Source organism: Paenibacillus woosongensis (assembly GCF_009725165.1).
Taxonomy (GTDB): domain Bacteria; phylum Bacillota; class Bacilli; order Paenibacillales; family Paenibacillaceae; genus Fontibacillus; species Fontibacillus woosongensis.
The window spans coordinates 177,256-188,264 of record NZ_WNZW01000002.1 but is presented as its reverse complement, the minus strand read 5'-3'; the positions used below and the strand labels follow the sequence as shown (position 1 = coordinate 188,264).

The 11,009-nt window shown below is 50.2% G+C and carries 12 protein-coding genes; 10 read left to right on the top strand and 2 right to left on the bottom strand.

The features are described from left to right. Positions 1-520 precede the first annotated feature (520 nt). The 7 genes from GNP95_RS07390 to GNP95_RS07360 all read left to right on the top strand — a co-directional run bounded on the left by GNP95_RS07390 (position 521) and on the right by GNP95_RS07360 (position 7,366). Positions 521-1,522, top strand: coding sequence for a metal ABC transporter solute-binding protein, Zn/Mn family (locus GNP95_RS07390; protein WP_230873724.1), 1,002 nt, complete (start codon positions 521-523; stop codon positions 1,520-1,522). A 31-nt stretch (positions 1,523-1,553) separates the two neighbouring features. Continuing rightward, positions 1,554-2,315 carry a metal ABC transporter ATP-binding protein gene (locus tag GNP95_RS07385; RefSeq protein ID WP_155610221.1) on the top strand — a complete coding sequence of 254 codons (762 nt, stop codon included), beginning with the start codon at positions 1,554-1,556 and terminating at the stop codon, positions 2,313-2,315. A gap of 102 nt (positions 2,316-2,417) precedes the next feature. Next, complete coding sequence (locus GNP95_RS07380) at positions 2,418-3,212, top strand: metal ABC transporter permease (protein ID WP_155610220.1); 795 nt, start codon at positions 2,418-2,420, stop codon at positions 3,210-3,212. 44 nt (positions 3,213-3,256) lie between these two features. Further along, positions 3,257-3,970 carry a cytochrome c biogenesis CcdA family protein gene (locus GNP95_RS07375; protein ID WP_155610219.1) on the top strand — a complete coding sequence of 238 codons (714 nt, stop codon included), beginning with the start codon at positions 3,257-3,259 and terminating at the stop codon, positions 3,968-3,970. Positions 3,971-4,080: 110 nt separating this feature from the next. Continuing rightward, positions 4,081-4,506 (top strand): transcriptional regulator MntR, encoded by a 426-nt coding sequence (gene mntR / locus GNP95_RS07370; RefSeq protein ID WP_155610218.1) that lies wholly within the window; start codon positions 4,081-4,083, stop codon positions 4,504-4,506. Positions 4,507-4,673: 167 nt separating this feature from the next. Further along, complete coding sequence (locus GNP95_RS07365) at positions 4,674-6,326, top strand: family 10 glycosylhydrolase (protein WP_155610217.1); 1,653 nt, start codon at positions 4,674-4,676, stop codon at positions 6,324-6,326. Between the two features lie 68 nt (positions 6,327-6,394). Beyond that, a complete protein-coding gene (locus GNP95_RS07360) occupies positions 6,395-7,366 on the top strand; it encodes a patatin-like phospholipase family protein (RefSeq protein ID WP_155610216.1) in 972 nt (323 codons plus the stop codon). On the opposite strand, the gene GNP95_RS07355 is transcribed toward GNP95_RS07360, so the two are convergent. Continuing rightward, on the bottom strand, positions 7,363-7,686 hold the full coding sequence (locus GNP95_RS07355; protein WP_155610215.1) for a hypothetical protein: 324 nt from the start codon (positions 7,684-7,686) through the stop codon (positions 7,363-7,365). The genes GNP95_RS07360 and GNP95_RS07355 overlap by 4 nt on opposite strands. A gap of 6 nt (positions 7,687-7,692) precedes the next feature. Further along, positions 7,693-8,688, bottom strand: coding sequence for a DUF1385 domain-containing protein (locus GNP95_RS07350; protein WP_155610214.1), 996 nt, complete (start codon positions 8,686-8,688; stop codon positions 7,693-7,695). Between the two features lie 159 nt (positions 8,689-8,847). Between GNP95_RS07350 and GNP95_RS07345 the strand changes: the two genes are divergently transcribed. The 3 genes from GNP95_RS07345 (at position 8,848) to GNP95_RS07335 (ending at position 10,960) form a co-directional block, all read left to right on the top strand. Then, positions 8,848-9,351, top strand: a complete 504-nt coding sequence (locus GNP95_RS07345; RefSeq protein WP_155610213.1) for a YqhR family membrane protein — start codon at positions 8,848-8,850, stop codon at positions 9,349-9,351. Between the two features lie 76 nt (positions 9,352-9,427). After that, complete coding sequence (gene aroQ / locus GNP95_RS07340) at positions 9,428-9,871, top strand: type II 3-dehydroquinate dehydratase (RefSeq protein ID WP_155610822.1); 444 nt, start codon at positions 9,428-9,430, stop codon at positions 9,869-9,871. Between the two features lie 12 nt (positions 9,872-9,883). Continuing rightward, positions 9,884-10,960, top strand: a complete 1,077-nt coding sequence (locus GNP95_RS07335; RefSeq protein ID WP_155610212.1) for a M24 family metallopeptidase — start codon at positions 9,884-9,886, stop codon at positions 10,958-10,960. The last annotated feature ends 49 nt before the right edge of the window (positions 10,961-11,009 follow it).

Below are 11,009 nucleotides of genomic sequence, written 5' to 3'. Positions count from 1 at the left end.
CTTCCAGACGCCGGTAGCAGCGAGACATGGATATGAAACCGCTGTCAGAATACTCGTCATGAAGTCAGTATTCGACTTCCAGGCGGATCGCTCGTATCCATTTCGATTTTCTCTATGAATGTACGCCTCCTTTCATCGCTGATATTGCGCTTTCTTAAAAGCGCTTTTCAAACTCATAAGCTGTTATACCACACACGTCAGAAGGGGAACATGCACTTTTCAATGCACAACCTGCAAGATTGTTATGTTTCTTAGGCGAAGCAAGCTCTTTGCTAGGTCAATAACTAAAAATTCGGATAAGAACATGTAATTTTATTAGCACCATATTACGGTTCTTTAAACTAGCGGCGTTACGCCATGATTCCGTTTATTTTGCTATCTATGCGCCAACACTAGAATGTGACAATACACCAAAGACAGATTTAGGCGGTTGACAATCGTTTTATTTAGACCCTATAATCCTTCTAGTAATAATTACGATTAAGGATGGCTAGGAAGGAAGATCATAATGGCGTCATACATGAACATATATAAAGGTTGGAAAGCGGTTCTGCTGCTTCTTGCGGTAGCTCTGCTGTTGGCCGGCTGCGGAAGCAACAATAATGAAAACAAGGTTGTTGCGGGCAAGGTCAACGTCGTTACGAGTTTTTACCCTCTCTATGAATTTGCAAAAGAGATAGGAGGAGAGGAGGCGCATGTTATCAATTTGCTGCCTGTAGGCGTCGAGCCGCATGACTGGACGCCGCGCAGCCAGGAAATCCTCAACACGTCCAAAGCACAGCTCTTCTTATACAACGGAGCGGGGCTTGAAGGTTGGCTGGACAGCTTCCTTAAAGGCCTGGGCAGCGACTCCAAGGTGAAGACTGTCGAAGTAAGCGAGGGGATTCCTCTGATTGCAAGCGATGAAGAGGGTGGACACCAGCACGGCGCGGGCAACGAGGATCATCATGATGAAGATGGACACGGCCATGCTGAGGATGATCATGATCATGACCACGGCCATATCGACCCGCACACTTGGGTAAGTCCGAAATCGGCGATAATCATGGCTGAGAATATCAAAAACAGCTTTATCGAGGTTGATCCCGCTCACCGGGAGCAATACGAGGACCGCTATGAACAGCTGCATGCCCGCCTGCAGCAGCTTGATGCGAAGTTTACGGAGGAACTGGCGAAGACGAGCCGGAAAGAGATCGTCGTATCCCACCAATCGTTTGGCTATCTGTGCCGGGATTACGGGCTGACCCAGCATTCGATTATGGGCCTGACGCCGGAAGCGGAACCGAAAGCCCAGGATTTGATTAATCTATCCAAGCTGGTGAAGGAAGAAGGTATTCAGTATATCTTTTTTGAGGAGCTTGTGTCTGATAAGCTTGTGAACACGCTGGCCTCGGAAGCGGGCGTGAAGACGCTGGTGCTTAATCCGGTTGAGGGGCTGACGAAGCAGCAGGAGCAGGCTGGAGAGAATTACTTTACATTGATGGAGAAAAATTTGCAAAATCTTGTTCTCGCCTTACAATAAGGAGAGACATACCAGCGGAAGGACGGTCAAGATGAAACCGGACAATTTAGCGGCATCGGCGTTGGCCTGCCATGACAATATTATCGAGCTTGCCGATGTCTCCTTTTCCTATAAGGACAAGAACGTGATTTCGAACTTCAGTTTTACGGTAAAAGAACGCGATTTCGTCGGGGTCATCGGCTCGAACGGGGCCGGCAAGACGACCCTGCTGCGGATGATGGTCGGGCTGCTGTCGCCGACCGATGGGGAAATTCGCCTGTTTGGACAGCCGATTCGTCGTTTTCGTGATTGGGACAGGATTGGATATGTGCCGCAGAAAAATTCGTTCAACCCTTTGTTTCCGGCGACTGTAAGAGAAGTCGTCATGTCGGGATTGTATAACAATAAGAAGCTGTTTCGCCGCATCGGCAAGGCGGAGCAGGTGAAATGCGACGATGCGCTTGAGGTAATGCGCATCGGAGATATTGCCGACAAACGGATCGGGGAGCTGTCCGGCGGGCAGCAGCAGCGCGTCTTTTTGGCCAGAGCCTTGATCAATAAGCCGGATCTGCTAATTTTAGACGAGCCTACAGTCGGAATCGATGCGCAGACCCAGGAAGATTTCTTCGAGCTGATTTTCCATATGCATGCGCATCATCATATGACCTTTCTGATGGTCTCGCATGATGTGGAAATGATTGAGGATAATTTGGGCAATGAGCCGCTGGATCGCTGCGGAGCGATCAAGTTCTATGTGAAGCATTCCCATGATCAGGATTGTTCGATTCCCGACCTTCAGCATTCAATCCAATAGATTGGCCAGCTTATGCTTACGAAGTAAGTTTTGCTCCGCAAAACTAGGCTTATGCTTTCGATGTAAGTTTTGCTTAGGCAAAACTTTGAGGAGATGTGAAACTTGGAAATACTTACGGCAGAATTTTTTCAAAGAGCGCTGATAGGCGGGCTGCTCATTGGCATCACAGCCCCCCTGATCGGTATTTTTTTAGTGCTGCGCCGCTTGTCGATGATCGGGGACACGCTGGCCCATGTAACGATTGCGGGCGTGGCCCTCGGTTTCCTGATCCATGCCAATCCGATATGGGTGGGACTGGCCTTTGCAGTATTGGCCTCCTTCGCGATCGAGAAGCTGCGCAAAGCTTATAAAGCCTACGCGGAACTGTCGATAGCCATCATCATGTCTGGTGGCGTGGCGCTGGCCTCGCTGTTCTTTACGCTCGGGATAGGGTACAATACGGATGTATTGTTCGGCAGCATTTACACTTTGAGCAGGGAAGATTTATACATCGTCGGCGCGGTTACGCTCGTCGTTATCGCCGTCGTGGCCCTGTTCTTCAAGGAATTTTTCCTCCTTACGTTTGAGGAGGATGCCGCTGCGGTCAGCGGGCTGCCCGTTAAGCTGTTCAACCTGCTGATTACTGTGCTGACGGCGCTGGTCATTAGTACCGCTATCAAGATCGTTGGCGCCCTGCTCGTATCCGCTTTAATTACGATTCCAGCGGCATGCAGTCTGCTTATTGCGCGCAGCTTCAAGTCCTCGGTGATCTTCTCGGTCATTATCGCGGAAATTGCCGTTGTGATCGGGCTGATTATGGCCGGCATATGGAATCTGGCACCGGGCGCTACGATTGTGCTGCTGCTCATCGGCATGCTGATCGTTACGCTTATAGGCAAAAAAGGGCTGAATGCTTAGAACATTACAATACTTTCTATCTCATCTGAGGATCGGAGGCTGTAATGGCTGATATTAATGTAGTGATAGCTTTCGGGGCAGGTGTTGCTTCCTTCATTTCGCCTTGCGCCTTGCCGCTCTACCCGTCCTATTTGTCTTATATTACGGGGATGTCTGTGCAAACGCTGCAGAAGGAGCAAAACAAGCGGGAAGTCCGTATGAAGACGATGGCACACACGCTCGCTTTTATTCTGGGATTCTCTGTTGTTTTCTATACTCTTGGCTTCGGGGCCGGGCTTTTTGGCGAGTTTTTCATCCATTATCGGGATTTGATCCGCCAGATTTCTGCTATTTTAATTATACTTATGGGCTTGTTTTTGCTCGGCATATTCCAGCCGCAATTTTTGCTGAAGGAACGGAAAATGGATATTAAGATGAAGAAGAGCGGATATGTGGCTTCTTTTATTTTTGGTATCGGTTTTTCCGCTGGCTGGTCCCCCTGCGTAGGGCCAATTTTGGCTGCAATTATTTCGCTTGCGGTCAGTGAGCCGGGAACATGGCTAAACCTGATTACGGCATATACGCTGGGCTTTGCTTTGCCGTTTTTCATCCTGGCTTTTTTCATCGGCAGCACGAAATGGATTACCCGCTATTCTGCGGCGATCATGAAAATCGGCGGTGCGCTGATGCTGTTGATGGGGGTGCTGCTGTTTACGAATCAAATGGCCAAAATTACGATTTGGCTGCAGCAGATTACGCCTGAATGGCTTAAATTCTAAATTTGGGGCGCACTTGCCAACGGACGAGCACAACATGTATCATTAATATAGTAGCATTTGGTAATGCGGTCAGTTTCCGCGACGCCAATAGAGGAAAAGAGGTTCGTAAGATGCCAACACCTAGTATGGAGGATTATTTGGAGCGCATATACAAGCTCATTGATGAGAAGGGCTATGCGCGTGTTTCCGATATTGCCGAAGGACTGGAGGTACATCCTTCTTCCGTCACGAAGATGATCCAGAAGCTGGATAAAGACGAATACGTCATTTATGAGAAATATCGGGGCCTGGTGCTTACGAGCAAAGGCAAGAAGATCGGCAAGCGTCTCGTTGACCGGCATCATCTGCTGGAGGAATTTTTGGAAATGATCGGCGTCGATGAGGAGAACATCTATAAAGATGTGGAGGGAATCGAGCATCATCTGAGCTGGGATTCGATTACCCGCATCGCTGCTCTGGTGGATTATTTCAAGCGCGATGAAACCAGAATTCAGGATCTTCGGGATGTCGATAAGGAGATTATGAACGAATCCTAGCTAGAGCATCTGTCTTGCCCGGACAGATGCTTTTTCTTTTGTCTTATCGCCCGGCACAAGTCATTTATTGCAAGCTAAACGCAACTCTTGGGACATGGAAGGCGTTAGAGATAGAGGGGACTTATTTTGGACGCCGGCAATTATTTACTATGATCTGGAGGTTACTCATGAAATTTCGCACTTGGTTCTTTTCTTTTATCATTCTGCTGTTGATTTGGCCTTTCTCCGGTCACGCGGATGCTGCGGCGGCGCGTCCGATCGAAATTGTTCTGGATGGGCGGATCTTATCCAGCGATTCGCCTCCGTATATCAAACCGAAAAACAATGTCACGATGGTACCGCTTCGGGTGATCAGCGAAGGCCTGGGAGCTCAGGTCGACTGGCTGGCCAGCGCTAAGTCCGTCACGATTGCGAAAGACAGCAATATCATTGTATTGCGGGTGGGGAGTACATCGGCTCAAGTGAATAATGCCGCGGTGAAGCTCGATGTCTCGGCTGAGATCCAGTCCGGACGAACAATGCTTCCGCTTCGTTTCGTTGGGGAACAGCTTGGTTTACAGGTAGACTGGAATTCCGCAACGCGAACGATTGCGCTATCTACGCAGGGGACGAGCATTCCGCCAATTACCGGGCCAACAACGCCTGTCATTCCTCCGACCGAACAGCCATCTACGCCACCACCAGCGGTTCAGCAGCCTGAAAGCGGCGGAGCAGCGTCCGAGCTGCGGGGAGTCTGGGTATCCTCAGTACTCAATCTCGATTGGCCCACGAAGGCATCTTACGGAAACGCCGAGCAGCAGAAGCAGGAATACACCAAGCTGCTGAACGAGATTCAGGCCATGGGGTTAAATGCGGTATTCGTTCAAGTCAGGCCTACCGCGGATGCGCTCTATCCATCCCAGCTTGTGCCATGGTCGGTTTATCTGACCGGAACAGCGGGCAAGGATCCGGGATATGATCCGCTGGCATTCCTGATCGAGGAGACGCATCGCCGGGGCATGCAGTTTCACGCTTGGTTCAATCCGTTCCGGGCTAGCATGAATGCCGATACGAGCAAGCTGCCAAGCAGCCATGTCGTACATCAGCATCCGGACTGGATCGTCAAATTTGCCGACAAGCTCTATATTAATCCCGGTATTCCTGAAGCGCGCCAGCATATTATTGATGCCATTATGGAAGTCGTAAATGGCTACGATATCGACGGGGTGCATCTGGATGATTATTTCTACCCGTCTGGCGAGACGGCTTCCAGCAAATTTAATGACGATGCAACGATGAAGCGGTACAACGCGAATCAGTTGAACAAAGGGGACTGGCGCCGTGATAATATCAACCAGTTCGTGCGCGACCTTGGTCAAAGCATCCGCGCCGTCAAGCCGGCAGTTTCTTACGGAATCAGCCCGTTTGGGGTATGGCGCAACAAGGCTTCGGATATTACCGGTTCAGACACGAAGGCAGGGATAACCGCGTATGACAGCACTTATGCCGACGTTAGGACCTGGATTCGCAATGAATGGATTGACTACGTTACGCCGCAATTGTATTGGAGTCTGACGCGCCCCGAGGTGCGTTACGATATTTTGACAGACTGGTGGGCACAGGAGGTTCGGGGAACGCAGGTGAAGCTGTATATAGGCCATTCTCCTTACAAGATTGGCACGCCGGAAATCGGCTGGCATTCGGCGGACGAAATTATCCACCAGCTGGAGTACAATGAGCGAATTCCTGAAGTGAAGGGCAGCATCTTTTTTAGCGCCAAAGATTTAAGGAAAAATCCCCTTGGACTAGTTCCATTATTGAAATCATATTTCGGCTCCTAGGATGACATAGGAATAGCCCCCATGACATACATAAGCAGTAGACGTGTATGGAATGGGGGCTGTTGTTTATGCTGATAAACGGCGTATTCGAGGGCGGAGGCGTCAAGGGGATATCCCTGGCGGGAGCCGTCAGGGCGGCTGAACGGTACGGAGCGGTATTTCACCGGGTTGCGGGTACTTCATCCGGCTCTATCGTAGCGGCTTTAATTTCCGCCGGCTACTCTGCGGAGGAAATGAAGGATGTCATCATGGGCACTTCATTTCTGGAATTTCTGAAGAGGTCGCGGATTTTTAATGTGCGGCTCGTAGGGCCGGCGCTGCGGGTTTTGTTGAAGAAAGGGCTTTACTCGGGGGAATCTTTGGAGAATTGGATACGGATGCTCTTGAAGGATAAAGGCATCCGAACGTTTGGAGACTTGCCGAAGGGTAAATTAACGATCATCGCCTCCGACATCACAAGCGGCAGAATTTTAATTTTGCCCGATGATCTTCAGAAGCTGGGGATTACACCGCACAAGTTCGAAGTTGCCCGGGCGGTGCGGATGAGCTGCAGCATCCCTTACTTTTTTGATCCGGTGCTGCTGCGGCTGCCGCCGCGCCTGTCCACGGGCAAGCCTTTTGCCGATCAGTTTCTGCATATCGTTGACGGTGGGCTGCTGAGCAATTTTCCGTTATGGCTGTTCGATGATGACAGCTGCAAACCCCGCGAAAAGATGATCCCGACGGTAGGCTTCCAAATGGTCGGGAAGAACTCCAACCAGCCTCATATGATCAGAGGCCCATTCACGATGCTGCAAGCGCTCGTAGAGACGATGCTCTCCGCGCATGACGAGAGATACATTGAGCAGTCAAACCGTTACCGGACAATAAAAATACCGACGCTTGGCATCGGTACAACCCAATTCGATATCAGTAAAGAAGAAAGCCTGCTGCTTTATGAATCTGGTCTCCAATCCGGCAACCTTTTCTTCGATGAATGGAACACCCAATACTACGAAGAACAGTTCATAAAGTATCAGCAGGCAAATTTAAAGACTTAGTGGTATCTCGGTATATCCTCGTCGTTTTTCCCTTTGTTCCCCTCGATGACCTGGAACGGATAATGCTTGCGCTTTTGCCCGCTGGACTGGCGCTGCTCGGCAGCCAGTTTGGCCATCGTACGGGCTGAAGGTTTCACTTTGGGATGCTTCGCCCTGTACTTGCGGGGCGGGAATTTGTAGAGCCAGACTACGACCCCCACCAGGATGGCAGGAATCAGCAAGCTGCTCCAATTCATTCGACCATTTCCGAATATTGCGTTAATTACGCCAAATGCAGCAAGTCCAATCATGCTCCAAAATAAGATGGCCTGCTTCTTCATCGCTTATCATCCTTTCACGGGATCAAAGGCAGTATTAGGGGCAGGCTGTTCAAGGACGCCCTCCCGCTCATATTGTGCGTCAAGCTCTCGCATCCGGTTAAAGGAGGCGATCGATACTTCTACTTGGTCGTCCTTTGGTTCTTTTGTCGTCAGCAGTTGAAGCCACAGACCCGGATAACCCAGAAACCGCAGTACGGGAATATCGCGAACGGCATTGGTCAGGCGCAGAAGCTCAAAGGATACACCGATAACCAGCGGCAGAAGCAGCAATCTGATGTACATGCGCTCCCAGACATTGTCCCAGTGGAACAAAGAGTAAATGATTACGCCAACGATGACGGTCAGAATAATGAAGCTGCTGCCGCAGCGATAATGGAGCCGGCTGTATTTCTGCACGTTCTGAACCGTCAGTTCTTCCCCGTGTTCGTATGCTGTTATTACTTTATGCTCGGCGCCGTGATATTGGAACAGTCTCTTGATTACCGGGGTTTGCGAGATAGCCCATAAATAAACCAAGAGGAGTATGATCTTAATGACCCCTTCGACCAGCGTATGCAGCACCCGGTTGTCGAAGGCGTTTTCGAACAAATACTGCTCTACGACGGCCGGAACCAGGGTAAACACGACTTTGCCGAACAGGAAGGATAGAACGCCGGCGATGGCCACGCCTACAATCATCGTCAAAGAGAAGCCGGATGATTCCTTCTCCTTCTGCTTGGCCCGTTCTTCTGGCTCCGTCTCGTCATCGGCCATGGCTTCGGCGGAATAGTTCAAATGCTTTGAGCCTTTGGCGCTGGAATCAATAATACTGACTATGCCGCGGATCAGCGGGATTTTGCGCAGCCGCTTGACCCAAGACTTGTCCTCTTTAGGGACCTCCAAAAAAGTAATTTCTCCGCTCTTGCGGCGGACCGCAGTGACATTGACATGCTTTCCGCCAAACATGACTCCTTCTATTACGGCTTGGCCGCCATATATATTCGGTTTGGAATCCTTCGGCAAATATTTCACCTTCCCTAATTAATATCGTTGTCGCTAAGAATAATTCCATTGTATCGAATATGGGAATCAAATTCTAGTTTGTTTAGTCTTTTTGGAAATGCGCATACTAAAACGACGAATGGAAGCCTTGGATAGAGCAGGAAAGGAAGGGATGCGCGAATGTCGAATCAACGGCAGCAAGGAAATCAAAGCAACAACAGAACGAATATATGGACGTTCGGCTTGCAGCTTGGTTTATTTGCCGGGCTAATCTGGGGGGGAGCGAGGGGGCTGATGTATTTTTTCAGACTTACCGATGTTGTGCCTGGGTATTTGGCGGAGCCCTTTTTCAAGACCTCGTTTCTAAAAACGCAGACAGGCTATTATGTCGGGTGGCTGTTCTTCATTTTGTTCTCGATCGTTGCCGCAATGCTGTATACAATATTCATGCGACGATTGAAGGGGCCTTACCCCGGGATCATTTACGGTATTGTCTGGTGGCTGGTGATCTTTCTTGTTCTGGGGCCGATGTTTGGCATGACCAAGAAGGTCACTGCGCTCCCGGTCGATACGCTGATCAGCGAATTTTGCTTGTATTTGCTATGGGGACTGTTCATCGGATATACGGCCGCGATGGAATATACAGACGAACGCCGCAGAGAACCGCAAAAAGCGCTGCAATAAGTATAAAAGGCTTCTCTTTTCCCTCACACCTATGTTAAAATTACTTTTGGTTATTTTGCAGGAAGGGTGTGGCATGATGTACCGTATCCTGGTATTGAACGGACCGAATTTAAACATGCTCGGCATACGCGAGCCTGGCGTTTACGGTTCCGAAGGGCTTCACGACATTGAGGACAAGCTCTTGAAGCTGGGCGAGCAGCAGGGTTTGGCGATTGAATGTTATCAAACCAACCACGAGGGATATCTGATTGATAAAATTCATGCGGCGTTCGGCAGCATCGATGGTATTTTGATCAATCCAGGGGCGTGGACGCACTATAGCTATGCGCTGCGCGATGCGTTTGCATCGGTGAATATCCCTTTTGTGGAAGTGCATATGTCGAATATTCATGCCCGTGAATCATTCCGTCATACATCGGTTACCGCCGCCTTGGCGATTGGGCAAATCGCCGGCTTTGGCTCATACAGCTATGAGCTGGGATTAATGGCGCTCGTGCGGTATCTGGAAAGTCGGAAATAAGGAGAGCATATAATGGCGAATTCTAGAGTAAGCCGCCTTCGGGAAGCCATGGGGCTGAAGGGCTTGGGTGCGATATGGATTTCCGGAGACGTCAATCGGCAATACTTGACGGGATTTACCGGCTCGTCCGGCTTCGTGCTGATTACGCTGGACAAGTCTTATTTGTTAACGGATTTTCGTTACATGACGCAGGCAGCCGATCAAGCCGCAGGCTTCGAAATTGTGGAGCATGGCTCGTCCGTGGCAAAGACGCTAAAGGAGCTGCTGGCCGAACAGAAGATCAGCGAGCTCGGGTTTGAAGAAGAGAACGTCGTTTTTTCTACATACCGGGCATATGAGCAGGAACTGCGGCCGGTCAAGCTGATTCCTTCCGCTGGCCTGGTTGAAGGTCTGCGCATTTACAAGGATGATCATGAGCTGGCGCTAATGAAACAGGCTGCGGAATTGGCTGATCAGACGTATATGCATATGCTGAAGGTGCTGCGTCCGGGCGTAACAGAGCGGGAAATGGCGCTGGAGATCGAAATTTTCATGCGCAGGAACGGTGCGACTTCAAGCTGCTTCGATACGATTGTGGCTTCGGGCGAGCGTTCGGCTCTGCCGCATGGGGTAGCCAGCGACCGCGTATTGCGCAGTGATGAATTCGTCAAAATGGATTTTGGAGCGCTGCTGAACAGCTATTGCTCGGACATTACAAGGACGGTTATGCTCGGCAAGCCTGCTCCCAAGCATCGCGAGATTTACGATATCGTACTGGAAGCGCAGCTGCATACGCTGGCGCATCTTCGTCCTGGCATGACCGGGCGTGAAGCGGATGCCTTGGCGCGTGACATTATTGTACGCTACGGCTACGGAGAGCAGTTCGGCCATAGCACCGGCCATGGTCTGGGGATGGAAGTGCATGAAGCCCCGCGCCTGTCCAAGCTGAGCGACGATATCCTTCAGCCGGGAATGGTCGTTACTGTCGAACCGGGGATTTATATACCGGGCTTCGGCGGGGTCCGGATTGAAGACGATGTCGTCATAACGGAAGACGGCTGCCGCAGACTGACTGAATCGAGCAAGGAATTTACCGTCATTGATTGTTAATGAACGGCTTTAATATGGGGTAATTTATATTATCATATAGTAGTTATGC

Bases quoted from the DNA above. Each gene is read 5' to 3' on its own strand.
- GNP95_RS07390 (WP_230873724.1), top strand. From the start codon at position 521: ATGAACATATATAAAGGTTGGAAAGCGGTTCTGCTGCTTCTTGCGGTA.
- GNP95_RS07385 (WP_155610221.1), top strand. From the start codon at position 1,554: ATGAAACCGGACAATTTAGCGGCATCGGCGTTGGCCTGCCATGACAAT.
- GNP95_RS07375 (WP_155610219.1), top strand. From the start codon at position 3,257: ATGGCTGATATTAATGTAGTGATAGCTTTCGGGGCAGGTGTTGCTTCC.
- mntR (WP_155610218.1), top strand. From the start codon at position 4,081: ATGCCAACACCTAGTATGGAGGATTATTTGGAGCGCATATACAAGCTC.
- GNP95_RS07365 (WP_155610217.1), top strand. From the start codon at position 4,674: ATGAAATTTCGCACTTGGTTCTTTTCTTTTATCATTCTGCTGTTGATT.
- GNP95_RS07360 (WP_155610216.1), top strand. From the start codon at position 6,395: ATGCTGATAAACGGCGTATTCGAGGGCGGAGGCGTCAAGGGGATATCC.
- GNP95_RS07355 (WP_155610215.1), bottom strand. From the start codon at position 7,686: ATGAAGAAGCAGGCCATCTTATTTTGGAGCATGATTGGACTTGCTGCA.
- GNP95_RS07345 (WP_155610213.1), top strand. From the start codon at position 8,848: ATGTCGAATCAACGGCAGCAAGGAAATCAAAGCAACAACAGAACGAAT.
- aroQ (WP_155610822.1), top strand. From the start codon at position 9,428: ATGTACCGTATCCTGGTATTGAACGGACCGAATTTAAACATGCTCGGC.
- GNP95_RS07335 (WP_155610212.1), top strand. From the start codon at position 9,884: ATGGCGAATTCTAGAGTAAGCCGCCTTCGGGAAGCCATGGGGCTGAAG.